Genomic DNA, 16484 nt, shown 5'->3' on the forward strand with positions numbered 1-16484 from the left:
AAATAATCCCCGTGCTATATAACACGGGGATTATTTTTATCGTTTTAAATTTTGATTGGATTGATCAACCTGTTCTTGTTTTAGTTCACTTTGTTCGCCTTTTTGTAATTGTTGATCGTTTTCTTTAGTTGGATTGATCTGTTTCTTTTCAAATACATCATTTGGTACTTGCGGCATTACACGCCCGACAATTGCTGCGAGTTCATCGAGAATTCCTTTTCCTGCGTTTCCTTCCTTTATTTGTTTGCCCATTTCTTTTAAGCGCTGATACGTATCGATATCTGCTACAACAACTGCATTTGCTCCGAGTGGATCATGTTTTAAACTCTCTGCTACTGAATATTTGATTGTCTCTACTCGAGAGCGATCTAATTTTGCGTCAACATCAATTCCAACAACTGCATATCTTCCAAGTACAACTGCTGTTGCATCGTTTACACCCGGTACGCTCGATGCTAATTTTGCTAAGTGATCCGCCACTTTTTCATCTGATTTATATGTAACATCTTGATTTGTTTCGTTTTTTGTTGAAATCAATTTAGCATTCGAAGTTGGACTTGGACTCGCTGCATTATTGTTCTTTTTTGTATTACAGCTCGCTAATAGAAGCAAACAGATACAAAAATAAAAGATTTTTCTCAAAGGTGTCACTCCTATTCATTAATCATAAACTTGTTCTACACTTTGTAGTTTTTTCACCTTTTCTTCCGTGCCATTATTGGCATTAATAAAGATTTGATATGTGTCTTTGCCAAGTGTTCCTAAAAATTCATAACATAGTACTTCTTTATGCAAGTCATTTACAATAACTGCTTCACGCTCTTCCATAACTTTCAAATTCGGATTGATTTTCTTTCGTGCATCCGAAGCCGATAGTGTTGGTTTTGGAATTTTTATATCTTTACGAGAAGCTAAATAGTCTTTTGCCGAAAAGCCAACAATCGAACCGTCATCGAGTGCGATTTTCATTTGAATGGACTCTGGATATATACGTACGTTGTCCCGATTAGTTACGAATGTGAAAACGCCGACAGAGTCGTATTGTGAACTTTCATATAACTCCATATTTTTGAATTTATTTTGTTTTAAAAAGGAAAGTCCCTTTTCTCCTGCTTCATTTAAGCTCATTTTTTGTTCTTTAATTTCCCGATTGCTCATGACCCAAATTGGATATCCACCTTGTTCAGTAATGTCCATATTCGTTTCACTATTTGTCTTTGGATCTTTCACAGTAATGCTATAAAATTTTTGTTTTGCTCCCTTGCTGCTTTTTTCAACAGAAATCTTTTCATCTCCCTTTAAGCTCAGAAAAGATTTTGCAATATTTATTGCTTGGTCTTCTGAAATTTTTGGACCAGATATGTGCGTTTCGCCTTTTTTTTCTTTTTCCAAACTTGTAAACGTTGGTCCAAAATGGCTTTGTGAGTAAGATTGACTGTTTTTTTCCACTGTTTTAAATCCATCGATAATCGTGTTATCAGCTGGGTTATTATTAGAAGCAAGGGCTAGTTCAACATCCATCCAACGTAAGTTATTTTTTAAGGCCAGATGCTGTACTTTGCGCAGTTCATCTTGAATATTTGCAGCATTATTGTATAGCTGCTGGAGTGTATTATATTCTTGGTCATTTAATGGTTCTTTATCTAAATCGCGTATAGCTGTACGATAACTAAAATCTCCGATATTTGCTAGAAATTCTTCTGTTTTATTAAACGGGAGCAATGTAAGTGGTAATTGGCCAATATCAGAATGCGCCTGAGATGTGATACGCCACACGTCAGCTAATGCAGGTGATAATGATGTTCGTGAATTCATTGCTAATGTTGTCCCAATTTTATCGTGTAATAAATCAACTTGATACGCTAAATCATGAAAAGCCCGCTGGTAGTTGTTTTCAGCGTGAATTAAAACAGCATTTTTTTCTTGATGCTCTTTATACCCCCAATATCCTGTACCTACAACTCCAATTGTTAATAAAACGATAATGAAACCTCTAAACATATCTCATCCACCTCCTAACGACAAAAAATGTGTCTTCCAATTTTTTTGATTTGCGGACGACTCCAAATCCATTGGCTTGTTGCTGTATCTGGATTAAAGTAATAAATCGCGCCATCAGATGGATCCCATCCGTTAATCGCATCAAGTACAGCTTTTTTTGCTGTTTCATTTGGTGTTAAATTAATTTGTCCATCCGCAACAGCAGTAAAGGCACGCGGCTCATAAATCACACCTGCCACTGTATTTGGAAAAGACGGGCTGCTGACGCGATTTAAAATAACAGCTGCTACGGCAACTTGTCCGATATAAGGTTCACCGCGAGATTCTCCGTATACAGCATTTGCCAATATTTTAATGTCGTTTTGTGAATATCCATTTGGAACATTTGTACCTTTATTTGGCGCCGGTTTGTTATTTTGTTTATTTGCTGTGTTATTTGGTTGTTTTTCATATTTTGTAGCTTTAACGAGTTTTTGTTTTGTAGCTGGACCTGCAAGTCCGTCAACCGGTAACCCAAACTTTTCTTGAAAATTCCGAAGTGCCCAATATGTACCCCATCCAAAGACACCATCTACTTTTCCATTGTAAAATCCAATATACTTGAGCCTTGATTGTAGTTCGATTACATCTTCTCCAGAGGCTCCTTTTTGAATGACTTGATTAGAAAAAGCCCCTACTTCCTTCTCATGAACACTACTTACTAACAAAGCAGCCGCAAATGTAACGAGTAAAAGCGGTACTTTGAAGAAAGCTTTACGATGCATAGTTCAACCTCCTTGAATATGACGATGATTTCAAGGTTATTTTTTGTAAATGATGCGGTTTTATGTAAGGAAGACAAAAAAAGGCAAATTCATATGAATTCGCTTAAGTGTAAACACTATAGAAAATGCTATAAAATGAAACTTCCATTAGTGGGGGGCTTTATACCCTACTGATGGTTAGTTGAACCAATCGTGCTCTTACGGGCAGTATTCCTCCACCTATTTTCTTCCCTTTCTCTGCATCTTGAGGTGGAGGTCTTACTGCCCAAAAGTAGCGGGATAAAGGAGCTTAATATGAAACCTTTATATACACGTTTAATTATATGTATCGGACTTGTTACAGTAGCTTTATTTATATACAGACCGTTTTCAATCATTCATGCTCAACCTCCATACGCAAAATGGGGAAAGCTTGCAGTGCAAAAAACGAAAGAAAAATACCCACAAGCTGATATTATCGATTATCTTCACATAGGAAGAAAACCAAAAACGGCAAATGTATCAGTTGAAAAATTTAAGTTGTGGTTGCGAGAGAAGAACGGAAAAGAATTTGGAGTATTTGTTGATGTAGAATTTGAAACAAAAACAGAAACATTTTTAAACATTCTTTTTAAAGAAACGCCGAGATAAGAAAAAACAAAATACCGCAACAGAAGAACAAGCATTATGTAGAGTGAGTCTACAAATGAACTGATGTTGTTTTAAAAATTCATGTTTAGAATGAATAATTACAGAAGTGTGTATTCTTAGCATTGCGGAACGTTGGCAGAATACACTAACAAAAACATTACTCATGCAATCAAATGTATCAAAAAACATGGACTTACAATCGTCTGTAAGCATTGTACAAGTTCTGTAAGTAGATTTGTCGTTTTACAATGCAATTTGTATAAAAAGGTTAGAATTTCTTTAAATATATATAAGGGCAGTTAATTACCGAAAAATAAAGCCTGTATCTACGATTACTTAGTAATCAAAGATACAGGCTATTTTTATTGTGTACTCTTTCTTAAACTTTCTGTACTAAGTTAATTTAGTACGTTTCTTGTAAATGTTTTATAAACAGTTTAAGCGGTACTAAACCCCGCTTTGGCATTTGACTACTAATGACTGCAACTAACTCTAATTGAGGAACAATGATAATATATTGTCCGCCATATCCCATCGCAAAATATGTATGGTAGGGCATGTCGAAATTGTTTTGATCTAATACCCACCAATGATAACCGTATGCCCCAATATGTTCATATGTTGTAAATCTTTCTTGATGGGATTGCTCAATCCAGCTTGAAGATACAAGTTGCTGTCCGTTCCAATATCCATTTTGTAGACATAATAAGCCAATTTTCAGCATGTCTTCTGCTTTCATTTTCATGCCAAAGCCGCCAACAAAAATTCCCTGTGGATCTTGCTGCCATTCATAGTCGGTAATATGTAAAGGATCGAATAGATGTACCTTTGCAAATTGTTCCGTCGTCATGTTAGTTGCCTTTTGTACAATATAACTTAATAGATGCGAAGAACCTGAATTATAATTCATTTTTGTTCCAGGCCGATTTATCATTGGTTTCTTTAAAATATAATCTATCCAATGATCAGACTCGACAAAATCATTTGGGAAAACAACACCGTTTCCAAATTCCTGCCACTCCTCACCTGTTGTCATCGTTAATAAATGATATATAGTCAGGTCTTGCTTTTCTTTTGGTATATTTTGAATCCATTCTATTATGGGACTATGTATACCATTTATAAAACCTTTATCAATGGCGATTCCAATGAGAGTAGATACGATACTTTTTGTAATAGAATTGATTTTGTATAAGTTATGTGCGCATTGTTCTGTTTTATAGTACTTTGTAGTGAATTCACCACGTTGGTGAATTAAAAATGAATGTACTTTCTTTTTTTTGAGCATATTTTCTAATGCGTAAAAATCCAATATACGTTCCTCCGAATAAAGACTTTTTTACTAGTCTTTACTATACCATGAAATAATTATTAAAAAGAAAAGTCGGTAACTGATAATAGCTACCGACTTTTCTTTTACAATTTTGTCCGGATATTCCAAAGCTCTGGGAAGAAGGATTGATCCAACACACGTTTTAAATAAGAAACGCCTGAAGAACCGCCAGTTCCCATTTTATGTCCGATAATACGTTCTACAGTTTTCATATGACGGAAACGCCACTGCTGCAGCCAATCTTCGATATCGATTAGCTTTTCAGCTAATTGATATAAGTCCCAATATTTCTTTACATCTGAGTAGACTTCTAACCACGCTGCTTCTACTGTTGCATCTGCTTCATATGGTTGCGTAATATCACGCTGAAGCACATTTGGGTTAATTGGAAATCCTTCTTTTGCAAGAGTTTGAATCGCAACGTCATATAAACTCGGTGTATGAAGCGCCTTATGTAGACGAGCGTGCAATTCTTCATCTTTTTCATAGATTTTAAGAACATGTGGTGTTTTATAGCCAAGCGCAAATTCAATCATTCGATATTGATAAGATTGAAATCCGGATGCTTGACCAAGTGAATCGCGGAATTCAATATACTCAGCTGGTGTGAGCGTGGCAAGAATATCCCATGATTGAATAATTTGCGATTGAATTTTTGAAACACGTGCAAGCATCTTAAAAGCAGGTGCAAGTTTTTCGTTTTTGATTGATTCGATAGCTGCTTCTAATTCATGTAAAATTAATTTCATCCAAAGCTCACTTGCTTGGTGAATCACGATGAATAACATTTCGTCATGATGATCAGAGAGTCGTTTTTGGCTAGATAGTAAACTATCTAATTGTAAATATTCCCCGTATGTCATGTTATTACGAAAATCTGTATGAATCCCCTTCTCCATAATTACTTTTTCATTTTCTTTCATATGTGTACATCCTCTCTATGCAGTATAGGCTATTTTTATAATGGTTTTATTACAGCACGAACCGGGCTACCGTCTGCATCTGTTAGCGAAAGCGGCAGAGCAATAAGTTCGTAGTATCCGTCTTGTACATTTTCTAGAACAACATTTTCTAAAATATGAATACCGTGTTTAAATAACTCATGATGTGCTGCTAGTTCTTTATCATCAAGCGGATCAACAGATGGGACATCTACACCGATTAAGCGCACGCCCTTTTCATGCAGATAAGGTGCAAGATCAGCACGTAAATACGGAATTGTTTCAGGAAATACGTGCGGATTTGTTTTTGATGAGGTCCGTAATAATAATCTACTTACTCCTTCTAAATCATGCGTTTTTAACTCTTTTGCTCCGATGCTTTTATAACCTGTCACATCAATAATTCGAGCAGGACCAATGTAGACGTTAATATCAAGATCACTTACTTTTTTACCATCATTATCAAAATGAAACGGCGCATCAATATGTGTGCCAGTGTGAATACTCATTGAAATTTTACCAACATTAACAGATCCACTTTGTTCTTTTGTCCATGACACTTCATAGGAAAAAGGCGTATCGCCCGGCCAAGTGGCAATATCATTGTTTAGAGGTTGAGAAATATCAATCCACTTGTTTTCTTTCATCCTTATGCCACAACCTCTCGTTTATTTTCAAATTGTTTATATTGCTCTTCCACCATAATCTTCTTCAAAATTTGTACGGCTCTCCATACTTCTTCATACGTGTTGTATAAAGCGACAGGAGCTAAACGAATACCATTTGGTGCGCGAAAATCAGGAATAATTCCATTCGCTTTTAGTGCCTTACAAATACGTGCTGCTTCTTTATGTTCTAAATAAATATGTCCGCCTCTTTTTTCATCTTCTAACGGATTACCAAGTGTAAAGCCCATATCTGTTAATTCATGATGTATTAGGTTTATCATATAGCGTGTAATATGAAGAGATTTCTGTCGTAATCGCTCTATGCCCGCTTCTTTAAAAATTTCTAAAGAACCGATAAGCGGTGCAACACTTAACACGTGTGGTGTTCCAATTTGATATGCACCGGCATGCCCGGCTGGCGTTAGTTCGTGTTCCATATCAAACTGTTTATCTTTTCGGGAGCTAAACCAGCCTGCTAATCCTGGTAAACGATTGAAATGCTTTTTATTAACGTACAGGCCACCAACTCCACCTGGACCGGCATTTAAATATTTATAATTACACCAAACTGCAAAATCGACATCCCATTCTTGAAAGTGATGCGGAATAGAACCGATGGAATGACAAAGATCAAAGCCAATATGAATACCGCGTTTATGTGCTTCTTTCGTAAGAAACTTCATATCTAAAATTTGCCCGCTTCGATATAACACTGCCGGAAGTACAATGAGCGCAATATCTTCTGTCATTGCTGCAATGATATCTTCTTCATTTAACATTCTTCCATCTCTGCTTTTCACTTGAACAAGATGTTCAGCAGGATCTAGCCCTTTTAAACGAATTTGGCTTTGCAATGCGTAAATATCGGATGGGAATGTTAATTCATCAGCAAGGATTTTTGTTTTCCCTTCCCTTGGTTCATAAAACGTAGCGACAACTTGATGTAAATTTGTTGTCGTGGAGCCGGTTACAATTACTTCTTCAGGTGAAGCACCGATAAGTGGAGCGCTTAATTCTCCTAATTGCTCGGATAAGAAATACCATGGATGCTGTCCTTCTGTCCAACCATCAATGCCAAATTGTTTCCATGAATCTAGCAATGTTAATAAAGATTGTTCAGCTCGTTTTGATAAAAGCCCAAGTGAGTTTCCATCTAAATAAATTGTTCCTTCTTTTTTATAAAACTCATGTTGAAACGATGCAAGCTCATCATAAATGTCACATTGACGAGCATGCTCGTAAGATGGTTCAAATGGTTTTGAATGCATTCTATCACCTTCTATTTAATTTTCTTTCAATTCTAATTAGTTAAAATATATCACCAAAATTGACATAACGTCAATGACATAATGTCAGTTGACATTTAATAAATGTTTCACCTAGAATAAAGTTAAATTTTCTGATATTTCAATACAAAGGTGTGGTACATATGAGCAAAGATGTTTTCTCAGCTAGAAAACAACGTTCACTTGAAACAAAAAAGAAACTATTATTTGCTGGCCGTGAAGTCTTTATTGAGCATGGATTTCAAAAAACAACAATTTCCCAGATTATCAAAAAGGCAGAAACAGGATACGGGACAGCATACGTATACTTTAAAAATAAAGATGATTTACTTATTGTATTAATGGATGATGTGATGAATCAATTTTATACAATCGCAGAATGTGTCTTTCAACCAGTAACGAAGCAAGAAGCTCGTAGTATGATTCAGCAGCAAGTGCGTGCATTTTTACAAATGGCGGAAATGGAAAGACAACTATTACAAGTGGTTGAAGAAGCAATCGGTGCTTCTGACGAAGTTCGGTACAGATGGAGCGCTATTCGAGAACGGTTTATTGAGCGGATTGTTCAAGATATTACGTATTCACAAAACAGCGGTTTAGCACGTAAAGATTTGAACTGTTTTTTAGTAGCGAGAAGTTGGTTCTTTGCGAATGAAATGTTTTTGTGGGAAATCGTTCGAAATGAACGAGATTTCTCTCTTGAAGATATTGTACATACATTAACGGAAATGTATATGGGCGGGCTTTATTCATAAAAACTAGTTTGTCTATACTGTTTAGATTATTTTAGGGAATAAAAACACTTTCGTATTATTTCCCTGGTAAGCGCATATTCCGACATAAAAAGTGAATTCCTTTGAAATCTACTTTTTACCAAAAATACAAATGTGTGTATTTGTCTATTTACTAAGCTATTGAATTTCTCCTTATCCTTTCGATATGATGAAATTAAACTTAATTTTAATAGAAAGAGAGAAACAAATGACAGAAAAAATCGTGATTATTACAGGTTCATCAAGTGGATTTGGGCTCCTCACTTCATTAGAATTTGCTAAAAATGGCTATCTTGTAATTGCTACGATGCGAAATGTTGAAAAACAAACAGAGTTGATTGAAAAAGCTACATCGTTGCATATAGAACAAAATATAAAAATTCATCCGTTAGATGTAACTTCCGAAGAATCTATTGGGAAATTTACAGCTTTTATAAACAACCTTGGACGGATAGATATTCTTATTAACAATGCGGGCTACGCAAGCGGTGGTTTTGCGGAGGAAATTCCAATTGAAGAATACCGTAAACAATTTGAGACAAACGTGTTCGGAGCTATCGCAGTAACACAGGCTATTCTTCCAATTATGAGAAGACAAAAACGAGGGAAAGTTATTAATGTTAGTAGCATCAGTGGAAAAATGGGTTTCCCTGGCCTCTCCCCTTACGTTGCTTCAAAATATGCACTCGAAGGTTGGAGTGAGTCCCTTCGTTTAGAAGTAAAACCGTTTGGGATCGACGTTTCATTAATTGAGCCGGGATCATATAACACAAATATTTGGGAAATCGGACAAAAACTCGCGGAAGCTACTTCTGAATCCGAGTCCCCCTACAAAGAATACATGAAGGAAATTGAACAACATATTCATAATGGGAGTGAAACTTTAGAAAATCCGAAAGATGTCGCTGAGAAAATAGTAGCTATTGCTGAATCACAGCATCCAACTTTACGTTATCCAATTGGAAAAGGAGTAAAGTTAATGATTCTATTAAAAAATCTACTGCCGTGGAAATGGTGGGAGTTTCTCGTTTTAAGACGATTTAAATAGTATGAAAAAAGATAGCTCATAGGCTGTCTTTTTTCACGTTACTCCTTATAGGTTCTGTTAAATTCCATTGTTGATTTTGATAACCATAAAAAAAGACCGCAAATTACGGTCTTTTTACTAAACATTCAAATCTCTTTTTTTATAATATACATAAGTTACAACCAAAAGTGTTAGAATCAACATTAGTGAAATTACTACAAAGATTACATCTAAACCACCACCATACATTACATTTTTTGCTTCAAAATATTTAAATGGTGTAAAATATCTTAAGCCTTTCATATTCTCATTCAAATCAATAATGATTGATAACATATACGTAAGTAATAGGATTCCAGTAGCTACTGATGCAGCTGTTTTTGGTTTCTTTTTTACAGCAGCGAGTGCGCTGCCGATAACCATAAATAAAACCTGCAAAATGAACATTGCCGCCATTAAGATTGCGATTTCACCATTAACCGCCTCACCATCGCTGTATTTCCCTAAAAGAATAATGGACGAAACGAATGTTACGAGATTAAAGATTACGATATTTGTGAAAGCTGCCAATAGCTTTGCTGTAATAACTTTACTTCTAGATACTGGTTTTACGAATAAAAACTCAGATGTTTTATCCCGTTCTTCTTTGGCAATAATGGTTGCTCCGAGCATTACTGCATGAATGGTTGCCATTAATAATAAATAGAGAAAAAGCATACCATAGTAGCCGCTGGCCTTCGTTAAATCCAAATCACTGAAACCTAATACAGCCCGCAGCGATTTTGGAATATCTGCCATCAAATCATTTATTGATTGGCCCGACGTCGAATACGCTTCGTATTTAGTCATTCCTGATGCCACCATAAGGAAGACACCGATGCTCCAAAATATGAGCGATTTTCGATGAGACTTCAATTCTTTTAAAAATATATTCATGACCGAACCCCTCCATTTAGCTTTCCGCAAGCAAAGCTAGCATTCTTAAACAGCATGGATATCCTTCTTGATATAGACAACATAACTAGCTGCAATAGCAAGAATAATAATAACTGCACCAACAATCAAAAATGTTGTTTCATAGCTGGAATGTTTAATGATATAGGCCGTGTCGAAATATTTAAACGGCGAAAAATAACGTTTCACTTCATCACCTGTCGCATCACTGAACATTCCCACAAAGTAGAATGCAAAGACGGTAGCAAGCGAGACGGTCAGCACGGATTTGATCTTTTGGACAATAACGGAAATGATAATTCCTAAGGATAGGAATATCAGCTGAATGAAGAAAATTGTAAGTGAAAGTAAAAAGAAAATTTTCAAGCTAAAATCATCAGTTTTAACTTGTAATGCCACCAAGCTGGCTGCAGCGAAATAAAAGATATTCGTTATGACAATCGAAACCAGTGCTGCCAATAACTTGGCTGTCAAAATTTTTGTACGTGTAACAGGCTTCGTTAGCAAAAAGTCCGCTGTTTTTTCACGGACCTCCTTATTGACAATGGAAGTGCCTAGATTCATTGCCTGAATTGCTGCGCAAAGAGTAATAAACGATAATGGGAAGCTATAGAACCCTAGAATAGTAAAGAAATTTTCTTGATTAAACCCGAGTGCATTTCTTACCGCTTCTGGATAATTTTCTAATATTTTCATAAAATCCTCTGCATCCTTAGCAAATGAAGAATACATCGACATAAAAATAATAATGATTACAATTAACGATAGCGACCATATGATTGTAGACTTTCGATAAGCCTTCAATTCATGCATAAAGATATTCATAGTTTCTTAGGCCTCCTTTTCGTAATAATGTATAAAGATCTCCTCAAGGTCAGGTTCTTCAATCCACAAATTCGCGATTTCAATTTCAGCGATTTTTTTCATCACCGTATTGATATTACCTTTAAATAAAAAGCTAGTTACGTTATTGTGAACTTCTAATTTATTGACCCCGTCGATTTGGAAGTAATTCTTGTCTAGGGCTGATTTTGTCTCAATTTTAAACTTTTTATAGTTATTCTCTTGTAACGTACTAATCTTTTCTACCGTTACGATTTTACCTTCTTTAATGATGGCAACACGATTACATAATCTTTGAACCTCACTGAGGATGTGCGACGAAAATAAAATCGTAGCACCTTTTTTATTCTCTTCCTCTAATAGTTCAAAGAATTTTTGCTGCATTAATGGGTCGAGCCCGCTCGTCGGTTCATCCAAAATAATGAGTTTAGGCTCATGGAGCAGCCCTTGAACAATCCCAACCTTCTTTTTGTTTCCTAAAGAAAGGTCATCAATTTTTTTATTGAGATCCAAGTCCATAATTTCTGCTAACTCTTTGATTCTCTTACTGCAATCCTTTTTATAAAAGCTGGCTGAGTATTTTAATAGGTCCTTTACTTTCATATTGTCATAGTAAAAAATTTCTGATGGTAAATAGCCAATTTCCTTTTTTATTTCTGGAGCAAATTGAATACAGTCTTTTCCAAAAATCGTGGCGCTGCCGCTCGTTGGGTAAATGAGCGATAATAATGTACGAATCGTTGTCGACTTCCCAGCACCATTAGGCCCAATAAACCCGAAAATTTCACCCTGTTCAACATTAAAACTAATATCGGATATTCCTCTCGCCTTGCCATAAGTTTTGGTTAGATTTTTAATTTCTATTACGTTCATTTATAAAACCTCCCTTTTTCTCCTCAATCAGTTATGCGAAATGACCAATTTTGTATATAATTGATCACCTCCTTATTCGTATAAAGAATTTCTTAGTATTTTCAAGTATTCTTCCATTTCTGCCATTGTCTCCTCGCTATCGATTTGCTCCCAGGATAGGGACAATGCTTTTTCTTGCATTTGATAGGCGAACCCTTCCAATGTCCAATTAATAATGTTGATCGCCTTTTTGATATCAATCCCTTTTTTAAATTTAGAAAGATCAATATCGGAAAATAATTTATTAAAGGAACTTTCGAACAATTTCTTCGCCCTGCGGTTTATATCAATTTTCACTGCGGGGGAGGAGTCTTTATAGATCGACTTAGCGAAATTTAACATTTCGGGATAAATTTGATATATTTCAATTTTCAGCAATGCGATTTGCCGATAGCGGACAAAAATGTCTTTTTCATCCCAATTTATTTTTTCCGTAATTTTTTCCATTAGAATATCGATCATATGTTCATACAAGAATAAATACAATTGCTTTTTATTTTGGAAATAATGGAATAATAACCCCTTTGATATCCCCGCTTCCTTGACGATTTCATTAGTCGATGCCTTATCATATCCCTTCTGGGCAAATTCCTTTATCGCAGCATTTATTATGCGGTCTTGTTTTTCCTTATCCAGGTTCAAAAATTTTGAATACATAGGGGCAGCCCTCTTTTCTTTCATTCTAAAAATTGCAGTTGACCACATCAGTCAATCACATTGTACTTCTGTTGACCTCCCTGGTCAATGGTGTTCAAGCTATATTTTTTACAAAAAAATGAAATTTTTGAATTTGTAGCTTTGAAATAGTATTTGATCAAATTCATACTAATAACCTTGATAATCAAACAAAAAGAAAGAGCGTGCTTTAAAAAAATTGATTAAAACACGCTCTGAATATTTTTAATTCAATCCATCTTTTATAAAAAAGTTTGATCATTTTTAACTATTATTGACGGTACAAATTAACTTTTCTAATACTTGAGCTACACCGTCTTCATCATTAGACTTAGTAACAAAATATGCAATTGCTTTTAGTTCACGTATTGCATTTTCCATAGCGATTGGAAAACCACACGCATGAAAAAGCTCTAAATCATTCCAATCATCACCGAATGCCATTATGCTGTTCATCGGAATATGATTTTGAACACAAAGATCCATTATAGCCTGTTTCTTAGAAACGCCTTTGGCCATAATTTGAATTAACGTTCCTGAATCGGTACACACCGTGTTTACTTTATGTTCAAATTGCTTGTGTAAATTCTCGTAATACGGATATTCTGAGATTAATAATTTTGAAGCATTGATTCTTTTAAATTCATGTAAAGAAACTACGATTGGGTTTACAATTGTATTCATAGATTTACTATAATCTAATGACCTATTACTGTACCACGTATCTTCTGATTCAATAGACAGACACGCATCCGAATGATGAGTGATCACATATTCAATAATTTCATTTGTAATAGCTGATTCAATCGGATAATGTTGTCTGTACTCTGATGTGTTATCAATAATTAAAGCACCGTTGTAATACACGATGGCTGCTATCTCTTGAAGTTCCTGAGGAAGAAAAGCTTTCACCGAACGCGGGGGTCTTGCTGTTGCAAAAATAACAGTTATTCCTTTTCTATAACATTCGAGTATAGCTTGTAAATTTCTTTTGGATACTTCTTTTTGCGAATTCAATAAAGTACCATCTAAATCTAAAACAATCGCTGTAACATTTGATGTAAGATCCACAGGAACAACTCCTTATTTAAAATATCTTTTTATATTCTTTATACAATTTTGAACTCCTCCTCTCTATTTGATTGAATCTAATAATAAGATCAATTCGGAGTATTGACAAAAATATTTATTTATGTTATGATTAAATATTTATTTATTGACTTAGGTTTTTTGGGTGTGATAAATAATATATGTAGGAGTTAATAATAATCCAAACACACCTATTAAGGGGGATTCAATCCATGAAGATTTCAAATGGAGTATCAATGCTTGAATTAAAAATACAAGGTTTCGTTTTGCATCCTACACTTATGTGGGACGAAGAAACAGCTGTTTTGATCGATACTGGTATGCCTGGACAGTTAGATCAAATCCGTACTGCTATGAATGATGTGGGGGTTCCTTTTGAAAAATTAAAAGCGGTCATTGTAACACACCAAGATTTAGATCACATTGGAAGCCTTCCTGAAATATTACAAGCAGCTACTCATCAAATCGATGTGTATGCGCATGAACTTGATAAGCCATATATCGAAGGAATATTCCCACTTATGAAAACAGATCCTGAACGTATGAGCAAAGAAGCGTGGGCATCTCTTCCTAAGGAAATGCAATTCTTGTATATGAATCCTCCTAAATCGAAAGTAGATCAGACTTTAAAAGATGGACAAGAACTTCCCTATTGTGGAGGGATTCAAATAATTTATACACCTGGACATACCCCTGGGCATATTAGCCTTTATTTAAAGAAAAGCAAAACTCTTGTTGCCGGTGATGCTATGATATGTGTAAATGGTTCTTTACAAGGACCTGTCGAGAAAACAACATTAGATATGAATAAGGCTCTTTCTTCTCTGGAGAAATATTTAGATTTAGATATTGAATCAGTAATTTGTTATCACGGAGGTATATGTACAAATACTCCAAAAGAACAAATTCAAAATCTTATAGATCAAGTTGGGATATAAAATATTAGATTAGATGTGCGATTTATAATACTTACAGAACGTAATAAAGTAGATTTTTAGATACAATACTTTCAAAAGAAAAGCCTCTTTAAGATTTTTCTAAAGAGGCTTTTTATATCCAATTAAACTTTCATATAACTTTTCTAAAAGGGGGCTTTTGTTTGCTTATTGAGGAGCTTTTGCTTGAAGTAACTTTAGCCCCATACCGATAAAAATGATTCCTGTTATTTTGTTCAGAACAGTTCCTACCTTTTCGTTTCCTCTTAGTTTTTTTGTAACATAGGAAGAAAAATAAGCAATAAATAGACACCACAATAATCCAGTGATTGTAAAAGTAAGTCCTAAAATAATAAAAGGTATAGGACTAGAAGCTTTTGTATCTATAAATTGCGGGAGAAATGCAATGAAAAATAAAGCAACTTTTGGATTCGTAAGACTTGTCAAAAGTCCCTGTACATATATCTTTCTAACGTTCAGTTTACTAGTTGCAGTAGAATGAAAATTTACATTCGTTTTATCAATAATCATTCTAACTCCTAAATATACTAAGTAGATAACACCAATGATTTTAATAGCATTAAACAAGATTATAGATTTTGTAAGTATGATGGATAATCCAAAAGCAACTAACAAGGTATGAACGAGAGAGCCTGTGATAATACCAAAAACAGAATAAACACCCGCTTTTCTGCCTTGTGAAATACTTCTTCCCACTATATACATTGTGTCTGCACCAGGAATTAGATTTAAAAGAATTCCTGTAATTAAAAATACCTCATAATTTATTATTCCATACATTTTGACACCTCTTTCTATTTTTTGGTGCCCTTATTTATACTAAAACAAATTTTATAAAAACAACAGATTTTTACACTGTATTTTATTCCTTTTCTTCCGCTATGATTCATAATACCGTTACACGAATGTCATCGGTAGTCAATTTATCTAACATGTTAAGAAAATCCCTTCAGAATAAAATTTGAAGGGATTTTCTTAACATATATTCTTACTAATTATAATAAAATGTACCATAACCTTATATAAAGGGAGGCATTATCTTTATGAATAGAGAATTTTCAGGTAGGGGGAAACAGAGAACGGAAAATACATCTAGGACGGAGAATATACCTAGAACGGAGAATATACCTAGAACGGAAAATATATCTAGCACAAAAACGAATAATGAAAACGTAACAGAACCAGCTATAGTATCTGCAGGAAAAGCACCAGATACGGTTCAGACACATGTACATGAATTTGTTGCTAGTACTAAACTGGCAGAAGAAGGAAACGAAAGGCATAATCATCGTTTTGCTGGATTTACAAGTGAAGTAATTCCCAAAGGAGATAGTCATGTACATATAATAATGGTTAATACTGACTTTTTTGATCATCATCATAAAGTTGCAATAGAAACAGGTCCTGCCATCCCAGTTGGCGACGGAAAACATGTACACTATGTTAAAGGAACTACTACATTAGACGACGGACATGTCCATGAAATAGAATTTGCTACTTTAATTCAAAAACCTCTTATATAAAAAAAACGCTGATGATAAAAAGTCAGCGTTTTTTTTGTATCCATTATACATGTAATATCAACATAACGCGTGTTATTGGAAATAAATATGGTTGCTCAATTAGCACTCG

18 protein-coding genes are annotated in these 16484 nt (G+C 34.8%); 5 read left to right on the plus strand and 13 right to left on the minus strand.

Features of this window, described 5'->3' with window-relative positions; translation table 11 throughout:
* Nucleotides 1-36 precede the first annotated feature (36 nt).
* From CN326_RS17770 to sleB, 3 genes are read right to left on the minus strand one after another with little or no spacing between them, the layout of a single operon-like run.
* Nucleotides 37-642 carry a YhcN/YlaJ family sporulation lipoprotein gene (locus tag CN326_RS17770; protein WP_098310304.1) on the minus strand — a complete coding sequence of 202 codons (606 nt, stop codon included), beginning with the start codon at nt 640-642 and terminating at the stop codon, nt 37-39.
* An 18-nt stretch (nt 643-660) separates the two neighbouring features.
* Nucleotides 661-2001, minus strand: a complete 1341-nt coding sequence (ypeB, locus tag CN326_RS17775; RefSeq protein WP_098310305.1) for a germination protein YpeB — start codon at nt 1999-2001, stop codon at nt 661-663.
* Nucleotides 2002-2015: 14 nt separating this feature from the next.
* On the minus strand, nt 2016-2765 hold the full coding sequence (gene sleB, locus CN326_RS17780; RefSeq protein ID WP_098310306.1) for a spore cortex-lytic enzyme: 750 nt from the start codon (nt 2763-2765) through the stop codon (nt 2016-2018).
* 294 nt (nt 2766-3059) lie between these two features.
* Here sleB and CN326_RS17785 point away from each other — a divergent pair, with 294 nt between their 5' ends.
* Nucleotides 3060-3395 (plus strand): DUF3889 domain-containing protein, encoded by a 336-nt coding sequence (locus CN326_RS17785; protein WP_098310307.1) that lies wholly within the window; start codon nt 3060-3062, stop codon nt 3393-3395.
* A 403-nt stretch (nt 3396-3798) separates the two neighbouring features.
* On the opposite strand, the gene CN326_RS17790 is transcribed toward CN326_RS17785, so the two are convergent.
* The 4 genes from CN326_RS17790 to kynU all read right to left on the minus strand — a co-directional run bounded on the left by CN326_RS17790 (nt 3799) and on the right by kynU (nt 7605).
* Nucleotides 3799-4707: a serine hydrolase domain-containing protein gene (locus CN326_RS17790; RefSeq protein WP_098310308.1), complete on the minus strand. Its 909-nt coding sequence runs from the start codon at nt 4705-4707 to the stop codon at nt 3799-3801.
* 104 nt (nt 4708-4811) lie between these two features.
* Entirely contained in the window at nt 4812-5651 is an 840-nt protein-coding gene (gene kynA, locus CN326_RS17795; RefSeq protein ID WP_098310309.1) for a tryptophan 2,3-dioxygenase, read from the minus strand.
* 35 nt (nt 5652-5686) lie between these two features.
* On the minus strand, nt 5687-6316 hold the full coding sequence (gene kynB, locus CN326_RS17800) for an arylformamidase (RefSeq protein WP_098310310.1): 630 nt from the start codon (nt 6314-6316) through the stop codon (nt 5687-5689).
* Between the two features lie 2 nt (nt 6317-6318).
* Nucleotides 6319-7605: a kynureninase gene (gene kynU / locus CN326_RS17805; protein ID WP_098310311.1), complete on the minus strand. Its 1287-nt coding sequence runs from the start codon at nt 7603-7605 to the stop codon at nt 6319-6321.
* A gap of 161 nt (nt 7606-7766) precedes the next feature.
* Between kynU and CN326_RS17810 the strand changes: the two genes are divergently transcribed.
* A complete protein-coding gene (locus tag CN326_RS17810; protein ID WP_098310312.1) occupies nt 7767-8378 on the plus strand; it encodes a TetR/AcrR family transcriptional regulator in 612 nt (203 codons plus the stop codon).
* A 226-nt stretch (nt 8379-8604) separates the two neighbouring features.
* Entirely contained in the window at nt 8605-9444 is an 840-nt protein-coding gene (locus CN326_RS17815; RefSeq protein ID WP_098310313.1) for an oxidoreductase, read from the plus strand.
* 117 nt (nt 9445-9561) lie between these two features.
* Here the strand turns inward: CN326_RS17815 and CN326_RS17820 are convergent, their stop codons facing one another.
* From CN326_RS17820 to CN326_RS17840, 5 genes are all read right to left on the minus strand, one after another.
* Entirely contained in the window at nt 9562-10359 is a 798-nt protein-coding gene (locus CN326_RS17820; protein ID WP_098310314.1) for an ABC transporter permease subunit, read from the minus strand.
* A gap of 45 nt (nt 10360-10404) precedes the next feature.
* Entirely contained in the window at nt 10405-11202 is a 798-nt protein-coding gene (locus CN326_RS17825) for an ABC transporter permease subunit (RefSeq protein WP_098310315.1), read from the minus strand.
* A 6-nt stretch (nt 11203-11208) separates the two neighbouring features.
* Nucleotides 11209-12093: an ABC transporter ATP-binding protein gene (locus tag CN326_RS17830; RefSeq protein WP_098310316.1), complete on the minus strand. Its 885-nt coding sequence runs from the start codon at nt 12091-12093 to the stop codon at nt 11209-11211.
* Nucleotides 12094-12165: 72 nt separating this feature from the next.
* Entirely contained in the window at nt 12166-12837 is a 672-nt protein-coding gene (locus tag CN326_RS17835; RefSeq protein WP_255258155.1) for a TetR/AcrR family transcriptional regulator, read from the minus strand.
* Between the two features lie 234 nt (nt 12838-13071).
* Nucleotides 13072-13878 (minus strand): HAD family hydrolase, encoded by an 807-nt coding sequence (locus CN326_RS17840; RefSeq protein ID WP_098310317.1) that lies wholly within the window; start codon nt 13876-13878, stop codon nt 13072-13074.
* A 230-nt stretch (nt 13879-14108) separates the two neighbouring features.
* Between CN326_RS17840 and CN326_RS17845 the strand changes: the two genes are divergently transcribed.
* Entirely contained in the window at nt 14109-14834 is a 726-nt protein-coding gene (locus CN326_RS17845; protein WP_098310318.1) for an MBL fold metallo-hydrolase, read from the plus strand.
* Between the two features lie 165 nt (nt 14835-14999).
* On the opposite strand, the gene CN326_RS17850 is transcribed toward CN326_RS17845, so the two are convergent.
* Nucleotides 15000-15632, minus strand: a complete 633-nt coding sequence (locus CN326_RS17850; protein WP_098310319.1) for a LysE family translocator — start codon at nt 15630-15632, stop codon at nt 15000-15002.
* A 263-nt stretch (nt 15633-15895) separates the two neighbouring features.
* Here CN326_RS17850 and CN326_RS17855 point away from each other — a divergent pair, with 263 nt between their 5' ends.
* Nucleotides 15896-16375 (plus strand): YmaF family protein, encoded by a 480-nt coding sequence (locus tag CN326_RS17855; protein ID WP_098310320.1) that lies wholly within the window; start codon nt 15896-15898, stop codon nt 16373-16375.
* The last annotated feature ends 109 nt before the right edge of the window (nt 16376-16484 follow it).

This window comes from Bacillus sp. AFS018417, assembly GCF_002560985.1.
GTDB lineage: Bacteria > Bacillota > Bacilli > Bacillales > Bacillaceae_G > Bacillus_A > Bacillus_A rhizoplanae.